The following is a 21104-nucleotide window of genomic DNA, read 5'->3' as shown; positions in this document are numbered from 1 at the left end:
AATGAAGTGGGAAGTGCATTTTTTTCACTTTTCACTTTTCACTTTTCACTTTTGAAACACCCCGGACGACAAATACCGATCCCCCCGATCACAAATGATACACACGATCACCGCCTCGTCCAACTCCTCTGCCAATTTTGCGGCAGCAGCCACCGCACCTCCACTACTTACTCCGCCAAAAATGGCATCCTCCTGGGCCAGTCGGCGCATCATGATGATTGCTTCATCCTGAGATACATCAATGATGCGATCCACCCGTTCGGCTTCGTAGATTTCAGGCAAAAACTCCTTAGACCAACGGCGGATTCCCGGGATGTTCGATCCATCCGTAGGTTGCACCCCCACTATTTGTACTGCTTCACTTTGTTCTTTCAGGTAGCGCGAAGTTCCCATGATGGTGCCCGTGGTACCCATTGAAGAGACAAAATGGGTGACTTTGCCCGCAGTATCGCGCCAGATTTCGGGGCCAGTGCTGCGGTAGTGCGCGCCCCAGTTGTCAGGGTTGGCAAATTGATTGAGCATGAGGTAACCACCTTGAGCCACCATTTCTTCGGCCAATTCGCGGGAGTACTCGATGGTGCGCTCAGCTGGAGTCAACAATACCTCGGCACCGAATGCTTCCATGGTTTGTACCCGCTCTGCGGTGGAGTTGTCGGGCATGATCAAGGTAATCTCTACATCAAACAAACGGGCAATCATGGCCAGTGCGATGCCGGTGTTGCCACTGGTCGCTTCGACCAGTCGGATGCCGGGTTTGAGCTCACCCCGATCCAGGGCACCTTTGATCATGCCGTAGGCGGCGCGGTCTTTGACACTGCCACCTGGATTTTGACCTTCCAATTTTGCGTATACCTTGATGCCAGGTTTCTGGATGACATGGCGTATCTCTACCAAAGGAGTATTCCCGATCAAATCTGCTACTGAAGCCATAATTAAACGTTGGATTTTTGCTGGTGACTGTCGTTGGAGCTGTAATACACCCGACTGAAGGGCGGCACACTTTTGGTGACCCATACGTTGCCGCCGATGACGCTGCTGTGGCCAATCACAGTTTCGCCTCCCAAAATGGTAGCACCGGAATAAATCACCACATTGTCTTCAATGGTCGGATGCCGTTTGACGGCCGCCAGTTCTTTTTTGACACTTAAGGCACCGAGCGTAACGCCCTGGTAAATTTTTACATTGTTGCCAATGTTTGAGGTGCCCCCGATGACGATTCCCGTACCGTGGTCGATGCAGAAGTTTTCCCCAATCTCTGCGGAGGGGTGAATGTCTACTCCGGTACGACTGTGCGCATATTCGGTCAAAATCCGGGGAATGAGTGGAATCCGCATTTCGTACAACTCGTGCGACAGGCGATAGACTGCTATGGCATAAAAGCCAGGGTAGGTGCGGATCACTTCGGGTAGATCGGTTGCGGCAGGGTCACCCTTGAGGATGGCTTCGGCATCTTTGATCAGCAAATCGCGTACCTTGGGTAAGCAGGACATAAATTCGCCCTCTAATTCTGGCGCTTTGGTATGCAAGGAACCATCGGCAGTATCCAGGATTTTGTTCAATTCCAACTTGAGCATATGGAAATGTTGCTCAAATTCGCGTGGATTGGCAAAGCGATGGTCCGAAAATTCAGGAAACAAAAGCCCCAAAATACCATTGACCCAAGTAGAAATGGTGGAAGGGGAAGGCATTTGTTGGGCTTGCCGATGTGACTCGTAGAGTTTTTGAATAAACTGCTTCTCCATGGGAAGAATTTTGTAGCATTAGTCAAGAGCATGTTTCGAAGGTACAGATAGAACAAGATAAAGCGGTAGAAAGTGAAATGAGAAATTCATTTTTTTTCAAAAAATCCTTTTTCCTATAGTACATTTGAAAGGAGCCTTTTTGGAAACCATCGTAAACCAATAAAAGCAAATGGAAAGTATTCTTTTTGAAAAAATTGGCCAGGTTGCTCGAGTGACCATGAATCGACCTGCTGTGTACAATAGTTTGAATCGACCTATGGGCAAAGCCCTTCAGGAAGCGTTAAATAGTTGTGCAAGTGACGATGACATTCGGGCTGTTTACCTCAGTGGTACGGGCAAAGCTTTTTGTGCTGGACAAGATCTCAATGAACTACAGGAACCGAATCCACCAACTTTTGATGAATTGTTGGGGGAATATTACCACCCCATCATTTTACAAATCAATAATTTACCCAAACCTGTAGTAGCGGCGGTAAATGGTGTTGCAGCGGGGGCCGGGGCCAATTTGGCCTTGATTTGTGACCTAGTGGTAGCCACTCAATCGGCCAGCTTTATTCAGGCTTTCAGCAAAATAGGGCTGGTGCCGGACAGTGGCGGTACCTTCACCTTGCCACGTTTGGTTGGCAAACAACGGGCAACTGCCTTAATGATGTTAGGCGAAAAAATCAGCGCTACTGAGGCGCGAAATATGGGGATGATTTACGAAGTTTATGCCGATGTAGATTTTGCAACTGCTTCCTGGGCACTAGCTGAAAAATTGTCCGCCATGCCCACTTACGCATTGGGTTTGATCAAACAAGCCATTCGGCAATCGGATGGGCATTCCCTGGCGCAACAATTGCAACTGGAAATGGACTTGCAAGGCCAGGCAGGGGCAAGTGCTGATTTTGCTGAAGGCGTGCAGGCTTTTTTGGAAAAAAGGCAGCCACAATTTAAAGGTAAGTAGAAACAAATTCATGGCAGACCCAAAAGACGATACGACTCCTTCTGTTCAAAAAGGCATTCCACAACCTGCTTCGCTGAATCCCGACTGGACACCCAAAACCAGGCGCAAACGCAGTCAGGCGGGCGAATACATTGCGGGTATTTTGGGGGGTGATCGGGTCTTGTTGAGTCAAGCCATTACTCTAATTGAAAGCAAACAGGTCAAGCATCAGATCCTAGCCCATGAGATCATCGAAGCCTGTTTGCCCTACAGTGGAAACTCCATTCGCATCGGCATTACTGGAGTGCCTGGGGTAGGGAAAAGTACATTTATCGAAGCCTTGGGGCAAAACTTGAGCGCGAGTGGGCGCAAGTTAGCCGTGTTGGCCATCGATCCCAGCAGCCAAATCAGCAAAGGCAGCATCCTGGGCGATAAAACGCGGATGGCCAAACTCTCAGCTGACCCAAGTGTATACATCCGTCCTTCGGCGGCTGGAGAATCCCTCGGTGGGGTGGCCCGCAAAACGCGGGAAACGCTGATTTTGTGCGAAGCCGCCGGGTTTGACACCCTCATCATCGAAACCGTAGGCGTCGGGCAATCTGAGGTAGCGGTGCACTCTATGGTCGATTTTTTTCTTTTATTGCTACTTCCTGGCGCAGGTGATGAACTTCAGGGCATCAAAAGAGGTATAGTAGAAATGGCAGATCTGATTGCGGTGAATAAAGCCGATGGCGACAATCAGCCAAAAGCCAAACGCGCGGCCGCAGATTACCGCAATGCCCTCCACCTATTTCCACCCAAAGTCAGCCATTGGACTGTACAGGTGCTGACTTGCTCCGCTTTGAGTGGAATCGGGATAGCCGAGATCTGGGGGGTGATACAGGAATTTCGGAATTTTATCGAGTCGAATGGGTTTTTTCAACACCAACGCCAGTCCCAGTCCCGCTATTGGCTACATGAAACCATCCAGCAGTCTCTACGGGAGCAGTTTTATCATCATCCGCAGGTGGCGGCATTGCTGAACGAAAAGGAAGCTGAGGTGTTGATTCAGAAACAATCGCCCTTTCATGCGGCAGAAGATTTGGTTCGATTGTTTTTGGACTCAAATAAGTAAAACTTTTATTACCTTGGTCAAGCCAAAAAAGACCCAATTCGCCGAAAATTTGTAGCAATTGGGAGGAAATTTTTCGGAGACAGTTCTTTTCAGTCCAATATTGTTCCAGATTTTGAAAATTTCTAAAAAACCAATACAATGAAGAATTTAGTTAGTGCAGTAGTACTTATCCTCGTGGGGCTAATTGCACTCTTGGGAGGTTGCAGCACCTACAACGGAATGGTCAATGCAGATGAAGATGTAGACAATGCATGGTCCAAAGTCCAATCTGCCTATCAGCGGCGGGCTGATCTAATCCCCAATTTGGTCAATACCGTAAAAGGGGTGGCTAATTTTGAAAAAAGCACATTGACAGCAGTGATAGAAGCCCGTTCGAAAGCAACCAGTATCACCATTGATCCTGCCAATGCTACACCTGAACAATTGGCTGCTTTTCAACAAGCTCAAGGGGGGATTTCCCAGTCCTTGGGTCGCCTGATGGTGATTGCGGAGCAATATCCAGAGCTAAAAGCCAATCAATCGTTTTTGGAGCTCCAATCACAGTTGGAAGGCACTGAAAACCGCATCAAAGTGGCCCGGGACAATTACAACGATGTGTCCACAGCGTACAATAAAAAAGTCCGCCGTTTCCCGGCCAGTCTCGTTGCAGGTATGGCAGGCTTCAAACAAAAATCACAATTCCAGGCTGAGGAGAACGCTCAGGATGCTCCGGATGTAAAATTTGACTAAAGTTTAGGAGGTTGAGTGAAGTTGAGAAGGTTTAGGCTGCCGCGAGCGACACAAATGCTCACATCTAATTTAGCCGCTCAACCTTCTCAACCTTCTCAACCTTCCTCAACCCAACTCGCCATTATGATCAAATTTCTGTCATCCGACGAAGAAAAGCGTGTCATCGACTGCATCAAAGAAGCAGAAGTGGCAACGACTGGTGAAATTCGGATACATCTACAAGGCAAAGTACACAAAACGGCCTGGGAAGATGCCCTGGAGGTATTTGACCACCTCAAAATGGCCAATACCCAGGAACGGAATGGGGTACTGATTTTTATTGTACCCAAAGACCATCAGTTGGTCATTATTGGCGACAAAGGAATTCACGACCAAGTGATGAACGGTTTTTGGGTCAACGTCCGCGATGAAATGTTGAAGCATTTCCGCGACAAGGATTTTGCCGAAGGCCTCTGCGCTGGAGTGCGCCTCATTGGTGCCAAACTCCACAAATATTTTCCTGCTCTGGATGGAGGCGAAGAAAATCCGAACGAACTGCCAGATGATATTTCCTACGACATGTAGGTCTTGTGTTTAGAACCTGTTCTTAAACCATTAGTCGATGAAAATGAAATCCCTGCTGTTGTTGTTGAGTTCACTGTGGCTACTGAATGGGGTTTTTGCCAAAGAAATTCCCGCACGCCCACAAACGATGGTGAACGATTACGCGGGTGTATTGAGTCCGGCACAAGCCAATGCGCTGGAGCAAAAATTGCGGGCTTACGAAGATTCAACTTCTACTCAAATTGCGATAGTTATTGACCGATCCCTGGAAGGTGAAGATGCTTTTGAATATTCCTTCCGCTTGGCCCAAGCCTGGGGCATTGGCCAAAAAGACAAAGACAATGGGGTGCTGATTTATGTGGCGCAAGCCGAGCGCAAAATCCGCATCGTCACCAACGTAGGTGTACAGGGCTTCTTGACAGATGCCCTCTCGAAACGCATCATCGAAAACACCATCACACCAGCGTTTAAAAAAGGTGACTTTTATGCAGGCCTGGATGGGGCTGTAAATGACATCATCAAGGTTGCTGCGGGTGAATACAAAGCTGATAAGAGCAAAGATACAGGAAAAGGTGGGGCCATGTCTTTCTTTATCTTACTGCTCATCATTTTCTCCGTCATCACCATGTTCCGCTATCTTTCCCGGCGTTCTGCCCAGGCTGGCGGGGGATATTACGGCGGTGGGCGCTACAATGACCGTGGCAATGGCCCAGGTGGCGGCTGGATAATTTTCCCCGGCGGTGGCTTTGGTGGTGGTGGCTCGGATCGCAATAGCGACTGGGGCGGCAGTGGAGGCGACGACTGGGGAGGCTTTGGCGGTAGCGATGGCTTTGACGGTGGTGGTGCTGGTGGAGACTGGTAAATTGAGTTGTGAAAAGATTAGGAGTTCAGAAGTTGAGAGACTTTTATTCCTTCAATTATTTGTGATACTGATTCTGACAGTCTGTATATCTAAATCGTGAAATATGCATTGGGCAAAGGGATTTTTGGGGTTATGTATCTTCATCCTCCCTTTGCCCGTGCTGGCACAAAAATGGCTGCCCGCCAAAAAAATCATCCGGCGAGAAGCTAGTGCGAGCCCGGACCAACGCCCGCGCCGCCTCAACATCATTTACCGCAATCCAGAGCATTATGTGCCCGATACTGCGTACCTCAACCATAGCCCCATTCGCTACCTGCGCTTGAATGTGCATTTTATGAACACCCGCAGCCGTGCCTACAATTACGAAGGAGAAGAAGCCATCCGTTTGGCCAAAGACTTGATCTATTACGCCAATCTGGACCTCCAAAAGAACCACAAACTGTGGCAACCCTACCGCAATAACTTGCCGGTCATTCAGCCTCGGTATCAGTACGAGTTGACTGCTTCCTCCCCCGGAGCACCGGATCAGGGCGTCTATTTTCATTACGATGATACGCTGAGTTTTTACATCCATAAAGGCCCTGCTGCCAATTTGGATCGGATGGAAGTGATTAAAAAATACCGGGTACAAGGGGATTCGGTGCTCAATATTTTCATCATGCCTCACCATCCCGAACATCAGGGCGGTGGAGTAGGGGTGATGCTGGGCAATGCAATCAAAATGGCGGGCATGTTCGAGAGCAAACAACCCGCCTGGGTATATCGGGGCATCCTGAACCACGAAGTGGGGCACTTCCTGGGCCTGGCTCATGCCTTTTACAACGATGGTTGCGACGATACGCCAGCACATGGCAACCCCTGTTGGAATCAGACCCCCGACCCACCCTGCGATACCGCTGCCTCCAACAATATGATGGATTACAATGCGCTACAAAATGCCCTTTCGCCTTGCCAAATCGGCACCATGCAAGCCCGGATGGCCGATACCAGCAGTTTTGAACGCCGTTTTTTAATCCCCTACTGGTGCAAACGCTTGCCTGATTATGATTTGACAATTACAGATACAGTAGTTTGGAAGGGAGATAAAGACTTGTACGGGAACCTCACAATTGTTGCCGGGGCAGTGCTGCGCATTCAATCCCGAGTGTCTTTACCTGAAAATACCCGCATTACGATCGAACCGGGTGGACGTTTAGAATTGGGTAGTGGCGCGCTTTTGCACAATGCTTGTGGACTGAGCTGGGAGGGAATTGATGCCCCGCGTCGGTTTTTAGGGGCAAGAGGAAAAGTGGTAGCCGAGGATGGAGCGAGGATTCGAGGGGCGAAGATGATTAGTTTGTAGCAAAAAGAGGTGCTCCCAATACTTCAGGACCACCTCTTAAGGGCGATAAAAAAATAAGTGCTCATTTTGCCAAAGGATTAGATGAGTAAACGCTTAATTTCAAGTGTCTTATCTAATCCTTTGGCTCAAGAAAAATGAGCACTTATTTTTGCCCCACTACTTAGGATATAAAACGCATTGCTCTATTAAGACTTCTTATTCTTCTCCTTCAACTGGAACACCCGTGAAAGATTGAAACCAAATTGAATTTCGCCATTCAACCAACTGCCGTTGGCATCGGTCAGGAAGGCGCGCTCGTTCATACCCACTGCATTGGAAAAATGCAATTGAAAAACGTGGCCACCCGTATCGATGTCAAAACCAATGGAGGTAGGATTGTAAGTTGGATCATCTGGAAAACGATTGAAGGCATAGTAATAATCGACTACCAGTGCTACCCGTTTGACAAACTTGTAACGCAAGCCCATGCCTAGCGCAACCATGTCATTGGATTCCAATTCATTCTCCACAATGTTGCGGTGCAACCAGGTGGGAACCAACTGTGCTGAAAATTTTTCGCTGAACTTGCGCCCGACGATGGCCTGAGTGTAATAGGCCGTCCGGCGGGCAAAATTTGGCTCAATCTCCAGACTGGCAAAGGGCTCTTTTAAGCCATTGTGGGTAAGCCCTCCGACCAAAACCACCGAAACTGGAACACTTTTACTGCCCCTGCTTTGCCACAACAAGCGGTATTTCAAAAAACCATCCAGCTCTTTGCGGGAAGTACTGCGACCAATCCCAACCGTAAGATTGGGCGTGAGGCCATAATCAAAACCCATCCGCATGGAGGCATTGTCCAGACCAAACATGTCGTAGAAGCCTTGATTGATTTTGCCAAAACGGTGCAAAATCCGAAAATCAAGTGCACCTGCATCCAGCATTTCCATGCTGTGGGCATTAATGACCCGAGGTGACTTAAAGGCGTTGACCACTTTGTCGCCGGTTTCTTCTTCGCCTAGTAAACCCAGCAGGCTATCATCTTGAGCGAAGAGATTGCCGCTAATGTTGAGTAAAAGCGCCAATAGCGCTAATCGGTGCCAGAGTTTTTTCATCGTACTTATTTACCGTTTAGGATTTCCAGGGCTGCGCTTACGCTGACTTTGGCACTGTTCGCAATTTTAATAAATACCACAGTAGGAATATCAATTTTATAGTCCTTGAGTAGAATATCAAAACCCGAATTTACCAGAATTTTACCTTTTTCGACAGTGACGACTCCTTTGACGTCCACTTCTTTGGTAACGCCATGCAAGTTCATGGTTCCAATGACCCCTATTGGATAGGTTCCGTCTTTGTCAAAGTTGACTTTGCTGATGTCGTTGATTTTGCCTTTGAAGGTTGCTTTGGGGTATTTTTCACTTTCAACATAGTTTTCGTTGAAGTGTTTCTGCATCAGGGAGTTGGAAAAAGCAAATTTGCTCATGGTCACAGCCCATTCCATTTGCCCGGTAGCGGCGTCCAATACACAGGTAGCTGTAGTATTTTTGGCTTTGATTTCTTCGATGTCGTCCAGTTTGCCCTCGGCATCAAAGATGACGGTTCCGGTACGGGTAAAGTACTTGGATTGGGCATTTGTAGTTGTAGTGATGCTGGCAAGCAGCATCAGCAGAAAGAAAAAGCGGGTCGCGTTCATAGAATTAAAGTTTTTTTCTTTTTTCTCTTCGAGAATCCCACGAATAAATTCGTGGGTTGGTTTTTATGGTTGCCTCCCACGGATAAATCCGTGGGTTGGCGGGTATTTTTCGGGAATGGAAAGCCAACACACCCACACTTTCACACTTCACACCCACACCCATTCTTGCGGATAAATCCGTGGGTTGGCGACGGTTTAAGTTTAGTTGTTCAGGGCACCCAGGCGAATCCATTCCTTGATGGAACTGACTTCACAGGATGGAAGCTTCGCGGCCCCATCAGGCATACGAACAAAACCAGCGTCATGGTTTATACTTCCGAATAAACTTCCGTCCTGAACGTACCTTTTGACATTTGTATGCGTGGAAAGATCGATGTTGCCGGAGGGAGCACTACCCGCATGACACCCGTTACAAGAGCGGTCCAGGATGGGTTTTACCGTTTTGGCGAAAGTCACTTTGCTCACATCACAGGTCGAGCTGGCGCAAGCGGTATTTTTTGCGCCTTGTTCAATCCAGAGGGCGATGGTGCCAATCTGCTCCGAGGTAAGCCGATTGTAAGGTTTCTGAGGCATCAATTCTTCACCCACTGATACCAATACCCGATACAATTTGCTGCTTTTGTAGTCACCTGGGTTTACCCCATTGGAAACGATGGTCGCATATGAAGTCAACTCGATACCATTTTCCCGGTCAAGGCTATTGTGGCAGCCACTTTGAGTACAGTTGGAAATGAAAATGGGTAAAACGTCTTTTTCAAAACAAACTGGATTGACGTTTACAACTTTTTCCTGTGTACAAGCACTAAAAATGAACAAGACCCCTAATAAGCCGGGGACGAGGTAGCCAATAAATTGTTTTTTCACCGTCATGTTACATTTACATTATAAGGAAGGATTCAGTACATTGTACTCAAATAACTGAATCCTTCCTTTCTATACTGCAAAATTTCCAAGGGAGTTGCCTGAAGGGTATGGATTTCTCTCTCGAAAAATAGTTAAAGATTTTAACCTAAGTAGTGGGGCAAAAATAACACTTATTTTTTTATCGCCCCTAAGTGATGAGGCAACTTAAATTCTCCCAATACTTAACGAAAAATCAGTCGTCATCATCTTCTCCGCTGCGGTGACTTTTGTCACTACTAGGTTGATTTGCATTACCTCCCCCTGCATTAAACCAGTCGACAAGCGTCCGTTTTTCGGCATCGCTCAGTTTTGCTTCCGGATGCATCAAGTTGTAATCCCACAAGGGCATTTCCCCCTCGGCAATGGTTTCGGGTATTTCCTCCAATGCCTCAGACTGGTCGTGCGCAGAACTGCTGCCCCAGGTTGAAAAATTTACCTTGGAGCGCCCTTCCTGGATGTGGTTTTGTACTAAAAAGGAGACTGGCGCGACATAGGAATACCAGGGGTACTTCGATTCATTGGAGTGACAATCGTAGCAGGAGGCTTTCAGTATACGTGCAACTTCGGCAGGTGCAGCGCTTACTTTGAGGTAGTCCTGAGTGGGGTCAACAGCGGGATTGGTGCGGTTGACCGGAACAAACTGAATGGCGATTGCCAGCAAAAGCAGCAATAGGCCAATCCTTTTGAGCAGTTTCATGGCTTTGTGTTTAGTTTAAAAAATTTCCATAACAAGCATCATCAATACATGTCGTCACCTATTCTTCTGCGCTTACCCCTCCATTAGCGGAAACATAATAAGCGCCTTTCAGTACAATGGCCGCATCGCGTGGCAACGTTTCAAGCGGTTCAACGGCCACATAGCCATCACCTGCTGGTCCTCGTTTGACGGGAACCTTATGAAAAGTTACCCCTGCTGCGTCCTTTTTTTCCTGGTAAAAAATGAAATAGCCACCTTGTTCCTGAATGACAGCTTCTTCTGGCAATGCTGACAACATGCCAGTATCCGCCAGGGCAATCCGGGCATTGAGGAAACCACCTTTGGCCATTTGTTGATTGCTGGCCGCGCTTGCATTGTCAAAACGAGCATGTACCCGTACGGTTTTGCGTTCGGCATCAACGCTGCGCTCGAGGTAATCGATGTGGGCATTAAATACCTGTTCATTGCCTCCCGGAAATTTCAGCTGGACTTTTTGCCCCGCTTTAACCTGATTCAGGTTTTTTTCAAAAACATACAATACGGGGTGCAAATAGGCCAGGTTGCTTACCTCACAAATGGGCTCTCCCAGGTTCAGTGCCTGTCCCAAACTAGCATCTACTCGTGTTACAATGCCCGCAACTGGTGAGGTGATGAACAGCTCAGTGCGCAAATTATCGGGGGTGAGTTTGGCCGGATCGATCTGGTACTGGCGCAATTTGGCAGCCAGGAGTTTTCCTGAGGTTTGCGCGGCGCGCCAGTCCGATTCAGCTTTTTGAAAATTCTTGGTGGCGGTGGCATCATTTTCTTTTAATGCCTTGTAACGCTGGTATTCGGTTTCCAGGAATACCATGCGGTCCTTGTTCTCCAGGAATTGTTGTTGCAAGTCCAATAAGTCGGGTTTGCGCAAAACCGCTACTACGCCACCTTTGGCGACACTGCTGTTGTTGCGAATGCGCAGTTCGCTGATGATGCCCTCCGTGAAGGCGCTGACTTGAGCGGTATTCTCCTTACCCAAAACCAGCTCCGCATTGACGTCCAGGTAATCACTCAAGGGGCGGAGGGTAAAGGTTCCGGTTTGAATGGCGGCTTGTTGGGCCTGTCCTGCACTCAGTGTGACCGTGTTGCTGCTCATTTCAGGGCTTGCAGCGACTTCGGTGCTTTCACTGGTTGGTTCTGCTTTTTTGCCACAAGCCAAGGTAAATAAGGCCAGGGCGAGGATACTGCTATATTTGATGCGATTCATTTTTTCGAGATTTAAAAGGATTCAGGACTATTGCCCAGCAATAAATTTCAATTCCACCACAGTCAGGCTTAGCCCGTACAAATTTTCCAGGTAATTCATCTGAATGCCAATTGCTTGTTCCACTTGTTGCGACAAAGTGGTATAATCAATTTCACCTTCCTGATAATTCAGGCTGGCATTGCGGAGTAACTCGGTGGACAAGGCTTGGCCTTGCGCTTGAAAGTACTCAATCAAGGTGTTGTACTTCTCTTGCTCATGGAGCAAATGCGCCATTTTTGAGCGTTGTTGGAGCAAAACATCTTGGAAATTGGCTTCCGCAATTTGTACGTTCAGCCCTGCCGACTCTACTGCTTTGTGGCGAGCTTTATTGACCAAAGGCAAATTAACGCCCAATTGCCAACCGGGATAAACCAAACCATTGCCCAAAATTTGCCCGTACACACCCGTAGAAAAGCTGGGTGCAAACCGTGACTGCTCAATTTGTTGTTGGCTTTTGGCCACACTCACTTGGGCGAGACCAGCTTTGGCACTAGGTGCCTGGGCGATCAGCGCGGTATCAGCCATGCTGAAAATTTGTTTGCGCAAAGGTTCGGCAATCGCACTCACCGCCTGAGGTATCCCCAACAATTGGCCTAAAACCACCTGATCAAAATTCAACTCGTGATCTATGGTTTCCAGGATCAACCGAACCTGAGCGGCTTTGTCTTGCGCGGCCAATTTTTCGGCCAGAGCGGCATCGCCCGCTTTGTACCGTTGTTCGGCAATGGTGGAAAAACGGGTATACACAGAATCCAATGAGCGGTACAATCTGGACTTGGCATCCAAATATCCCAGGTGCTGGTAAATTTCGCGCACTTGCCGGATCAGGTCTTGTTGGGTATGGGCCAATACCGCGGAGGCTTGGCTTTGTTTTTGTTGATAAAAGTTTGTGGTTGCCCGCGTGGCCTTGCGGCTGGGAAAACTTTGGCTGATGCCAAAAGTGGTGGTACCCAATATGCCCAAATCGGGGTCAGCAGTGACGTTGTGAAACAAGTTCGCAGGGTCATACATCTTGGCCGTACCTTGTAAGACTTGTTGGTGCTGCACCTGGATACTGGCTGATCGCACTGCGGGGTGGTTCTTCAACGCCAGCGTGATGGCTTCGTTTTCGCGCAGTGCATTCTGCCCCTGGAGGGAAACTCCAGCCAGGAGCAGCGGAATCAACAAAATGCCAATCGATGTCGGTACTTTGATGAAACGTTCGCGCTCAAAAAACAGGGCATAAAGCACGGGTAGCACTATCAGGGTCAGCAAGGTTGAAGTAATCAATCCCCCAATAACTACTGTAGCCAGGGGGCGTTGAACTTCTGCACCAGCACCATGCGAAATCGCCATTGGCAAAAAGCCGAGAGAAGCTACCGCCGCAGTCATGAGTACTGGTCGCAAGCGGGCGATGGCCCCAGAACGAATCCGCTCGGGTATACTTTCGATGCCGTCTTTCTCCAACTGGTTGAAGTAGGTAATCAACACAATCCCGTTCAACACTGCAACCCCAAACAGCGCAATAAATCCAACCCCCGCAGAGATGGAAAAAGGCATGTCGCGGATCAGCAGGGCAAATACGCCCCCAATCGCCGACATGGGGATAGCGGTGAAAATCAGCAAACTTTCCTTCATGGAATTGAACGTGAAGAACAAGAGTAGGAAAATCAGCGCCAAGGCCACGGGTACAGCAATGGAAAGTCGGGCTTTGGCCGCTTGCAGGTTTTCAAATTGACCGCCAAAGGTGGTAAAGTAACCTGCGGGCAACTTGAGCTCGGCTCCCAGCTTGGACTGTACATCCAAAAATGCACTTTCTACGTCGCGGCCCCGCACGTTGGCACCCACTACAATCCGGCGTTGGGCGTTGTCCCGGCTGACTTGTGCCGCACCCAGGCGGTAATCTACGTCGGCCACTTCACTAAGCGGGATCAATTCGCCATTCGGCGTGGTGATGGGCAATTGGCGCACATCCGCCAAATCACTGCGGTTTTGATCGTCCAGGCGCAGCACCAGGTCAAAGCGCCTGGCTTCTTCATACACAACTCCCGCGGAAGTCCCTGCAAAGGCAGCACGCAAGGTGGCATTGACATCGCGAATGTGCAAGCCGTAACGGGCGATTTTATCGTAGTGGTAGTTGACCACGATTTGTGGCAAACCTTCTACTTGTTCTACTTTCAAGTCAGCCAAGCCGGGAATGTTCTTGAGGAGTTGTTCCACCCGGTGCCCCGCGTGGGCCAAGGAATCCATGTTTTCCCCAAAAATTTTGACAGCAATATCCGAACGTACCCCGGTCATCATTTCGTCGAAACGCATTTTGATGGGCTGGGTGAATTCAAAGGCCATGCCGGGAATTTCGTGTACTTTTTCTTCGATTTTGCTGACCAACTCATCTTTGGTTCCGGCTTTGGTCCATTCTTCAATGGGTTTGAGGAGGATGATGTTGTCGGCGGTTTCTATGGCCATAGGGTCGGTAGGGATTTCGGCGCTACCAATTTTGGAGATCACTTGTTCCACTTCATCAGGGAAGTTTTTCAGGATGATGTTTTGCGCCAGGCGGTGGCTTTCCAAGGTTTGATCCAAAGAAGTTCCCGGACGTAAAAAGCCGTGCATCATGATGTCGCCTTCATCCAAAGTGGGAATGAATTCGCCACCCATTCTGGAAAATAACAACAAGGAGAGTACCAACAAGCCCAGGCTAAGACCGATTACCGTTTTGCGCCAGCGTAAAGCCCACATCAAAACGGGGATGTAAATGCGCTGGATGGCCAAAATGATCCGATCCGCTAAATTGTGGTGGAGATGCAACTTCCGGCTCAACGTCAATGCGGAAACAGCGGGTACATAGGTCAAGGACAGCAACAAAGCACCTACCAATGCGAAAGATACCGTTTGAGCCATGGGTTTGAACATTTTGCCTTCGATGCCCACCAAAGACAAAATGGGCAAGTATACAATCAAAATGATCACGACCCCAAAAATGGAAGACCGCATGATCCGACTAGCTGCTTCGAGTACACTTTCATTCATTTGATCTTTGCTCAAATGCACAGTCGTGCCTGGTTCAACTCCCGGCTGGCTCAAAAAACGGACGTGTAAAAAGTGCAAAGTTGACTCTACAATAATGACCGCACCGTCTACAATCAAACCAAAATCCAAGGCACCCAACGACATCAGGTTGGCGCTCACGCCAAAGAGCTGCATCATGGAAATGGCAAAAAGCATGGACAGCGGGATCACCGAAGCGATGATCAGACCCGCCCGGAAATTACCGACCAAGAGCACCAGAACAAAAATGACGATGAGCGCTCCTTCGATCAGGTTTTTTTCCACGGTGGCAATGGTGCGATTGACCAGTTTTTCCCGGTCTAAGAAAGTACTGATGGTAATGCCTTCGGGAAGCCCTTTTTTGACTTCCTCCAAACGGGCTTTGACCCTTTGAATGACTTTCGCCGCGTTTTCGCCCTTGAGCATCATGACGATGCCCAGTACAATTTCGCCCTCGCCGTTGTGACTTACTGCCCCGTAGCGCAGGGCTTTGCCAAAGCGAACCTCTGCAACATCTGCTATACGTACAGGTAGGCCATTGACGTTTTTGATTACAATTTGACCGATGTCGTCCAGGCTTTTGACCAAGCCCTGTGCCCGAATGAAATAGACACTGCTGTGTTTTTCGACATAAGCCCCGCCCGTATTTTCATTAGCACCCTCCAGGGCTGTGAGTATTTCGGGTAGGCCAATTTGCAAGCTGCGCAAACGTTCGGGACGCACGGCCACTTCGTACTGTTTTAGGTCACCACCAAAACTGTTGATTTCTACAACTCCTTGCACCCCTGTCAACTGTTTTTTGACAATCCAATCCTGGATTTCGCGCAGATCGGCGGCAGAAAACTTGTTTTCATACCCTGGTTTGGGTTCGATGCGATAATGCAAAATTTCACCTAAACCAGTAGAGATTGGTGCCAATTCTGGGATGCCAAAACCAGGAGGGATGTTTTGCTCGGCCATTTTGAGCTTTTCATTCACCATTTGGCGGGCCAGGTAGATATTGATGTCTTCTTTAAAGACTACCGTAATTACACTAAGACCGAAACGGGAAATCGATCGTAACTCTAATACTCCAGGTACAGATTTCACCGCACTTTCGATGGTGGCGGTTACAAATTGTTCTACTTCCTGGGTCGCCAGGGTAGGGCATACGGTGAGTACCTGCACCTGGTTGTTGGTGATATCGGGAATGGCGTCGATGGGCAGTCGGGTAAAGGAATAAATCCCGGCAATGACCATTACCAATGTCCCTAGTCCCACCATAAACTTGTTATGGATGGAAAAATGGATGATTCGTGTCAACATGAACTGTTGATTTACAGAAAAAATAAAATAGATGGAAAACGAGCCCAACAAGATTGGGCAATGACTAGTAGGTAGTCATTTAGCAATGGAAATTAAGCTCGGGGTGGCTGCCAAATGCCGGAGAGGTGAGCGGCGCCTGGAGTTTGATCGTGTTGAAAAACAGAAGAATTTTTTGGTTCTTCCCAATTGTGCGGGGGAGCCAGTAAGTCTGCATGAAATGGAAGCACGGAGTCTCCGGTTACATTCATGTGCATGCAGGAATCATGGTGTTTGGCTTTGCCAGGTAACTTGGAGTGATCGTGTTGTTTGCAGTGCTTAGCGTAGTCCTTGCCGTAGTGTTGGCTCAGAAATGTGCCTAAAGAAATCGCCGGATTTTCCAGGCGATGGTCTTGATAATGAGCCATGAGCGCCGGGAATTTAGCAAACTCTTCTAACCACTGTGGCGCGAGCGCTAACAGCAGGTAAAAAGCAAGCATAAATCGACTCAGGTAAATTCTCATGGTTTTTCAAGTAAAAAATACTCCGCGCTAATAACCTTAACGCGGAGCAAAGATTGCACAAAAGTCAGTAAATTTATGTGGAAAGGCAATGATTTTTTTAAAACTTGTCCAAACAACCCTCAAAATAGGCCAATCCGATTTTGACTTTTGGCGTTGGAATTGAAACTTTGCCAAGCATCGTTGGCCAAAATATTTTTGGTTAAGGCTTCGAATTCACTAGGAGTCAACCAAACGGGAGCATAGCTGCTTTCCATTTCATTCAGGGCCCGAATGAAGGCTTTGAAATTGTCTTCACTGCCAATCAACAAGGCTTTGTAAGTGAGGTTTTCCAATTCAAAGTTGGGTTCTTTGAGGGCCATCTTCAGGTCGTACATTTTGCGCTCTTCCAGATTGGCACAGGTGCGATAGGCATCTTCCAATGAAAAATTAGCAGCGATCATCAACTCGGCGTACAGATGACGCAACTTGCTATCGATGAATTGCCCCGCAGGATATTCGTTAAAATGATTGGGTACACTAATCATCAGCTCGGCAGCTACTGCGCTCAATTTGCCAACGTGTTCAAATTCTTCATTGGCTAACCGGTTGAAAATGTCAGTCACCCACATGGTATCCAAGGAGCGATAAAAGTCATGGGCTAGTTTTTCTTGTTCAACGAGGTACATTATTACAGCCTCTTTGCTCTTGAGTTGATTGCCAATAAGAGACTGGGCTTGGAGTGCGAAAGCAGCACTGATGAGGATGGAGAGAACCAATGTCTTTTTCATGACTGCTGGTTTATTGCATTTAATCGGTTGTTTACGCCAACAAAATTGCAGTCATTTCGAGTGATTTGCCTTGTCAAAAGTCTCCAAATGGATTGACAATAATCAGTCTGCAGTTAAAGCCGCTACGGCACTTGTTTTTGATTTGTCGAGGCTGAGTGCGCCTTCTTTTTTCCCGGCAATGCGAATTTTGACCAGGTTGCGCTGATCACTGAACAATTCCAGCATGAGTTTACTGGCGATTTCAATTTTTTGAGTTTCAGCGGCTACGGCGTTGAGTTTTAGGTAACAGGTGATGGTTTCGTGGGTGTTCTCCGTTCTTTGCAAACTGAAGCTCCCATTTTTGCCATTGACTTTGAGTTGTAATTTGCTGCGGAGATATTTGATGATCAGGTCATCCGTTTTGAGTTTGCCACTCTGGATTTGAGGGGCATAGGTTTCGTATTGAATGGCCCTTGCAAAATCATCTGAAAACAGTGTGACCGAACATTCGAGATTTTTGCTTTTTTCAGCACTGTAAATTTCCATCACCGTGAGGTGGATAGGGTGGGGGGCAAATAAGGTTGCAGAGAACAGGAAAAAAAGGAATAGCTTCATCACAGTCCATTTCCTCAATAAACGATTGAGGGGATGGAAAAGTTATAGTTGAGGGGTTGAGGGGTTGAGAAGTTAAGAGGGTTAAGGCTACTGTTAGCGGTCACTGAGCGTAGCCGAAGTGCCGCTAACAGTAGCCTTAACCCTCTCAACTAATCCATTGCCTTCTTAAAATCAGCACTCTCCGGTGTTACCCCAGAAGCAAAGAAATGGGTGAGTTTGCCTTCTTCGTCAATCAGGTATTTGCAAAAATTCCAGGAGGGTACATCGCTATTCCACCCATTTTGGCTTGGGTCGGTTAGCCATTTGTACAATGGACTCTGGTCATTGCCTTTTACGTCCACTTTTTCGAACATTTGGAAGGTCACGCCATAATTTTTTTGACAAAACTGTTGAATCTGAGTGGCCGAACCAGACTCCTGCCCGCCAAACTGATTGCAAGGGAAGCCAAGTACAACTACTTTGTCTTTATTCTTTTCGTAGAATGCCTGCCAGTCGGCGTATTGCGGGGTATAGCCGCATTCAGAAGCGACATTCAAAACGATGATTTTTTTACCCTTGTATTGATCCATAGAGATCGTTTGCCCATCCAGCGTTTTGGCGCTCAGGGTATGGAAAGAACTGCTCATTGCGGTAAGTTTGGCGCTGCCTTCAGCATTGTTGCCCGGGGCGGAAGTGACCTTATTGGAATTGAAACAACTCATCACCCAAGTGGGCAAACTGAGTAGAATGGCAAAAATGACTCGAGGACGCATGGTTTAATCTGTTTTAATGTTATTTGGCAATGGAACAGTTGAGTTGGTAAAAAGTTGCTGGATTGTAAATGGCTTTACAAAAATGGGGCCGCCGAAGCAGCCCCACCTGATGGACAAAATCTTAAACAAAAAGCATCGGATTTACGCCTCCACTTCCTCATGTTTATGTGCTTCAATCAATTTCTGCTGAATGTCGGCAGGCACCGCCTGGAACTCGGCAAAACTTTGATGAAACTTCGCCCGACCTTGGGAGATCGAACGCAGCGTGCTTGAATACAGGTATAACTCCGCCTGTGGTGCCCGGGCCATTATCTTTTGGTAGTGGCCATCCGAGTCCATGCCCAGCACCATAGCGCGACGCGTTTGCAGGTCGCTCATGATGTCGCCCATAACCTCGTCGGGACAAAGGATCTCCAGGTCTGCCAATGGCTCCATGATTTGGGGCGCAGCATCGCGGAAGGCATCCTTGAAGGCATGGGTGGCGGCCAACATAAAGGCCATATCATTAGAGTCCACCGGGTGCATTTTGCCGTCGTATACACATACCCGGATGTCCTGGCAGTGTGAGCCCGTCAGTGGCCCTTCTTCCATTTTGGCCATGATGCCTTTTTTGATGGCGCTGGAGTACTTGGTATCGATGGAACCACCGACAACGCACCAGTAGAAGGCCAGTTTACCACCCCAGGGCAAATCCTCTATGTCCCGGCTGCGCACATTCAAATCGGAAGGATCAGGCATGCCCTCAAAATAGGGATCGATGCGCATGTGCACCTCTCCGAACTGCCCAGCGCCACCCGTTTGTTTTTTGTGGCGGTATTGCGCATTGGCGGGTTTTGTAATGGTTTCGCGGTAAGAAATGCGGGGTTTGACAAAATTCATGCTCACGCCCTGGGCCTGTTCCACCCGGTGTTTGATCAGGTCGAGGTGCAACTGACCCTGGCCATGCAGCAAGGTTTGTTTGAGCGAGGCGCTCAATTCCACGCTCGCCGTAAGGTCTTCCTCATGAATGGTGTGCAAGGCCTTCATGAGTTTTTCCATGTCGTTCTTATTGGCTTGCTCAACGGCAACGGTCACCCGTGGCTCGGGGAAAGAAATCGGAACGATTTCATGATCAGCGCCTTTGGCGTTGAGTGTATTGTTGGTGTGGGTATTTTTAAGTTTGACGGTTACTCCAATGTCACCCGCTTTCAGTTCGTTGACCGAGACCCGATCTTTGCCATTGGCGACAAAGAGCTGACCAAAACGTTCAATGGTGCGATTGGAGAAATTGGTGAGTTCATCTCCCGCTTTGAGCACGCCACTACAGACCTTGAAGTAAGACAGCAGCCCGACGCGGGGTTCAGAAATGGTTTTGTACACAAAAACGGTAGCGGGCAGACTGGAGTCACAGGCTAAGTTTTCCCCACTGGTCAGGGGCAGCGGCTTGCGATCTACGGGCGATGGACATACGTCGTTGATGAAACCCATCACCCGACCGGAGCCCATATCACGGCTGGCCGAGGTGCAAAATACCGGAATGATCTGGCCTTGGGCAATCGCAATGCGCAAACCCTGGGCCAATTCTTCTTCACTCAGGTTTCCTTCTTCAAAGTAGCGTTCCATCAGGGTTTCATCGTTTTCAGCGGCAGCTTCTACGATGATGCGGTGCATTTCATCTGCCCGCGCTTTTTCGGCATCGGGAATGGGATGTTTTTCGGGTTTTCCACCACCATCGGGAAAATAGTACATCACCATGCGCAGGGCATCGATAATGGAATTAAAACCTACTCCCGGGTTGAGGGGATATTGAAAGGGCATTACTTTATTGCCAAAACGGGCAATGGCTTGTTCCAAAGTAGCGTCGAAGTCGGCTTTTTCGTGGTCAACCTGGTTGATGACAAAAATGGCGGGTGCGTCAAAAGTTTCGATGTATTCCCAAAGCAGTTCTGCACCTACTTCTACGCCACTTTTGGCGTTGTGAATCAGGACTGCCGTTGTAGCCACCCGGAGTGAAGAAACCACCTCGCCGACGAAGTCATCCAGACCTGGTGTGTCGATGAGGTTGATTTTGGAATCTTTCCAGGAGACGTGTTCAAGCGAAGCGAAGAGTGAGCCGCCGCGTTCGTGTTCGAGGTCGGTATAGTCGGATACCGTGTTGCCCTCTTCCACGCTGCCGCGGCGGCTAATCTCGCCTCCCTCAAACAACATGGCTTCTGCCAGAGTGGTTTTCCCGACGCCGGAATGGCCAAGGAGCACCACGTTGCGAATGTGTTTACTGTCGAAGCTCATATGGTTAGTGTTTAGATGAAAAAAGAAAAACAAACCAAAAATTTTGCTTTCAGACCAAATTAGAGTGGAATATATTGATT

Annotated in this window: 19 protein-coding genes; 6 read left to right on the top strand and 13 right to left on the bottom strand. The window is 48.3% G+C overall.

Translation table 11 applies throughout. The annotated features are described in order from the left end of the window. Positions 1-45: 45 nt before the first annotated feature. Positions 46-930: a cysteine synthase CysM gene (gene cysM, locus ACEW9O_RS03415; RefSeq protein ID WP_373548719.1), complete on the bottom strand. Its 885-nt coding sequence runs from the start codon at positions 928-930 to the stop codon at positions 46-48. A 2-nt stretch (positions 931-932) separates the two neighbouring features. Continuing rightward, a complete protein-coding gene (gene epsC / locus ACEW9O_RS03410) occupies positions 933-1742 on the bottom strand; it encodes a serine O-acetyltransferase EpsC (RefSeq protein ID WP_373548718.1) in 810 nt (269 codons plus the stop codon). A gap of 169 nt (positions 1743-1911) precedes the next feature. Between epsC and ACEW9O_RS03405 the strand changes: the two genes are divergently transcribed. The 6 genes from ACEW9O_RS03405 to ACEW9O_RS03380 all read left to right on the top strand — a co-directional run bounded on the left by ACEW9O_RS03405 (position 1912) and on the right by ACEW9O_RS03380 (position 7257). Continuing rightward, complete coding sequence (locus ACEW9O_RS03405; protein ID WP_373548717.1) at positions 1912-2688, top strand: enoyl-CoA hydratase-related protein; 777 nt, start codon at positions 1912-1914, stop codon at positions 2686-2688. A 10-nt stretch (positions 2689-2698) separates the two neighbouring features. Next, positions 2699-3781, top strand: a complete 1083-nt coding sequence (meaB, locus tag ACEW9O_RS03400) for a methylmalonyl Co-A mutase-associated GTPase MeaB (RefSeq protein WP_373548716.1) — start codon at positions 2699-2701, stop codon at positions 3779-3781. A 138-nt stretch (positions 3782-3919) separates the two neighbouring features. Further along, on the top strand, positions 3920-4510 hold the full coding sequence (locus ACEW9O_RS03395) for a LemA family protein (RefSeq protein ID WP_373548715.1): 591 nt from the start codon (positions 3920-3922) through the stop codon (positions 4508-4510). Between the two features lie 123 nt (positions 4511-4633). Beyond that, positions 4634-5074, top strand: coding sequence for a TPM domain-containing protein (locus ACEW9O_RS03390; RefSeq protein WP_373548714.1), 441 nt, complete (start codon positions 4634-4636; stop codon positions 5072-5074). A gap of 37 nt (positions 5075-5111) precedes the next feature. Then, the gene (locus ACEW9O_RS03385) at positions 5112-5915 is read left to right on the top strand and encodes a YgcG family protein (RefSeq protein WP_373548713.1); all 804 of its coding nucleotides are present in this window, start codon (positions 5112-5114) and stop codon (positions 5913-5915) included. Between the two features lie 103 nt (positions 5916-6018). Continuing rightward, complete coding sequence (locus ACEW9O_RS03380) at positions 6019-7257, top strand: M43 family zinc metalloprotease (protein ID WP_373548712.1); 1239 nt, start codon at positions 6019-6021, stop codon at positions 7255-7257. A 185-nt stretch (positions 7258-7442) separates the two neighbouring features. Here ACEW9O_RS03380 and ACEW9O_RS03375 read toward each other — a convergent pair whose 3' ends face one another. The 11 genes from ACEW9O_RS03375 to ACEW9O_RS03325 all read right to left on the bottom strand — a co-directional run bounded on the left by ACEW9O_RS03375 (position 7443) and on the right by ACEW9O_RS03325 (position 21024). Beyond that, positions 7443-8348: a DUF5777 family beta-barrel protein gene (locus ACEW9O_RS03375; RefSeq protein WP_373548711.1), complete on the bottom strand. Its 906-nt coding sequence runs from the start codon at positions 8346-8348 to the stop codon at positions 7443-7445. Positions 8349-8353: 5 nt separating this feature from the next. Continuing rightward, positions 8354-8929, bottom strand: coding sequence for a YceI family protein (locus ACEW9O_RS03370; RefSeq protein WP_373548710.1), 576 nt, complete (start codon positions 8927-8929; stop codon positions 8354-8356). Positions 8930-9130: 201 nt separating this feature from the next. Next, positions 9131-9793, bottom strand: a complete 663-nt coding sequence (locus ACEW9O_RS03365; RefSeq protein WP_373548709.1) for a hypothetical protein — start codon at positions 9791-9793, stop codon at positions 9131-9133. A 232-nt stretch (positions 9794-10025) separates the two neighbouring features. Next, positions 10026-10529, bottom strand: a complete 504-nt coding sequence (locus ACEW9O_RS03360; protein WP_373548708.1) for a heme-binding domain-containing protein — start codon at positions 10527-10529, stop codon at positions 10026-10028. A 58-nt stretch (positions 10530-10587) separates the two neighbouring features. Further along, positions 10588-11772, bottom strand: a complete 1185-nt coding sequence (locus ACEW9O_RS03355; RefSeq protein WP_373548707.1) for an efflux RND transporter periplasmic adaptor subunit — start codon at positions 11770-11772, stop codon at positions 10588-10590. 27 nt (positions 11773-11799) lie between these two features. Further along, positions 11800-16143, bottom strand: a complete 4344-nt coding sequence (locus ACEW9O_RS03350) for a CusA/CzcA family heavy metal efflux RND transporter (protein ID WP_373548706.1) — start codon at positions 16141-16143, stop codon at positions 11800-11802. Between the two features lie 92 nt (positions 16144-16235). Further along, a complete protein-coding gene (locus tag ACEW9O_RS03345) occupies positions 16236-16643 on the bottom strand; it encodes a hypothetical protein (RefSeq protein WP_373548705.1) in 408 nt (135 codons plus the stop codon). A gap of 119 nt (positions 16644-16762) precedes the next feature. Further along, positions 16763-17410 (bottom strand): DUF2202 domain-containing protein, encoded by a 648-nt coding sequence (locus tag ACEW9O_RS03340; protein ID WP_373548704.1) that lies wholly within the window; start codon positions 17408-17410, stop codon positions 16763-16765. A 102-nt stretch (positions 17411-17512) separates the two neighbouring features. Beyond that, positions 17513-18004 carry a DUF6702 family protein gene (locus ACEW9O_RS03335; RefSeq protein WP_373548703.1) on the bottom strand — a complete coding sequence of 164 codons (492 nt, stop codon included), beginning with the start codon at positions 18002-18004 and terminating at the stop codon, positions 17513-17515. A 149-nt stretch (positions 18005-18153) separates the two neighbouring features. After that, entirely contained in the window at positions 18154-18756 is a 603-nt protein-coding gene (locus ACEW9O_RS03330; RefSeq protein WP_373548702.1) for a glutathione peroxidase, read from the bottom strand. Between the two features lie 141 nt (positions 18757-18897). Beyond that, a complete protein-coding gene (locus ACEW9O_RS03325; protein WP_373548701.1) occupies positions 18898-21024 on the bottom strand; it encodes an elongation factor G in 2127 nt (708 codons plus the stop codon). Positions 21025-21104 lie beyond the last annotated feature (80 nt).

It is taken from the genome of Haliscomenobacter sp. (genome assembly GCF_041740695.1).
Taxonomy (GTDB): Bacteria; Bacteroidota; Bacteroidia; order Chitinophagales; family Saprospiraceae; genus Haliscomenobacter.
This window is presented reverse-complemented; position numbering and strand designations above follow the sequence as displayed.

Bases quoted from the DNA above. Each gene is read 5' to 3' on its own strand.
- ACEW9O_RS03360 (WP_373548708.1), bottom strand. From the start codon at position 10,529: ATGAAACTGCTCAAAAGGATTGGCCTATTGCTGCTTTTGCTGGCAATC.
- ACEW9O_RS03340 (WP_373548704.1), bottom strand. From the start codon at position 17,410: ATGAAAAAGACATTGGTTCTCTCCATCCTCATCAGTGCTGCTTTCGCA.
- ACEW9O_RS03385 (WP_373548713.1), top strand. From the start codon at position 5,112: ATGAAAATGAAATCCCTGCTGTTGTTGTTGAGTTCACTGTGGCTACTG.
- ACEW9O_RS03345 (WP_373548705.1), bottom strand. From the start codon at position 16,643: ATGAGAATTTACCTGAGTCGATTTATGCTTGCTTTTTACCTGCTGTTA.
- ACEW9O_RS03395 (WP_373548715.1), top strand. From the start codon at position 3,920: ATGAAGAATTTAGTTAGTGCAGTAGTACTTATCCTCGTGGGGCTAATT.
- ACEW9O_RS03375 (WP_373548711.1), bottom strand. From the start codon at position 8,348: ATGAAAAAACTCTGGCACCGATTAGCGCTATTGGCGCTTTTACTCAAC.
- ACEW9O_RS03325 (WP_373548701.1), bottom strand. From the start codon at position 21,024: ATGAGCTTCGACAGTAAACACATTCGCAACGTGGTGCTCCTTGGCCAT.
- ACEW9O_RS03380 (WP_373548712.1), top strand. From the start codon at position 6,019: ATGCATTGGGCAAAGGGATTTTTGGGGTTATGTATCTTCATCCTCCCT.
- ACEW9O_RS03370 (WP_373548710.1), bottom strand. From the start codon at position 8,929: ATGAACGCGACCCGCTTTTTCTTTCTGCTGATGCTGCTTGCCAGCATC.
- ACEW9O_RS03390 (WP_373548714.1), top strand. From the start codon at position 4,634: ATGATCAAATTTCTGTCATCCGACGAAGAAAAGCGTGTCATCGACTGC.
- epsC (WP_373548718.1), bottom strand. From the start codon at position 1,742: ATGGAGAAGCAGTTTATTCAAAAACTCTACGAGTCACATCGGCAAGCC.
- ACEW9O_RS03350 (WP_373548706.1), bottom strand. From the start codon at position 16,143: ATGTTGACACGAATCATCCATTTTTCCATCCATAACAAGTTTATGGTG.
- ACEW9O_RS03355 (WP_373548707.1), bottom strand. From the start codon at position 11,772: ATGAATCGCATCAAATATAGCAGTATCCTCGCCCTGGCCTTATTTACC.
- ACEW9O_RS03405 (WP_373548717.1), top strand. From the start codon at position 1,912: ATGGAAAGTATTCTTTTTGAAAAAATTGGCCAGGTTGCTCGAGTGACC.
- cysM (WP_373548719.1), bottom strand. From the start codon at position 930: ATGGCTTCAGTAGCAGATTTGATCGGGAATACTCCTTTGGTAGAGATA.
- ACEW9O_RS03330 (WP_373548702.1), bottom strand. From the start codon at position 18,756: ATGCGTCCTCGAGTCATTTTTGCCATTCTACTCAGTTTGCCCACTTGG.
- meaB (WP_373548716.1), top strand. From the start codon at position 2,699: ATGGCAGACCCAAAAGACGATACGACTCCTTCTGTTCAAAAAGGCATT.
- ACEW9O_RS03335 (WP_373548703.1), bottom strand. From the start codon at position 18,004: ATGAAGCTATTCCTTTTTTTCCTGTTCTCTGCAACCTTATTTGCCCCC.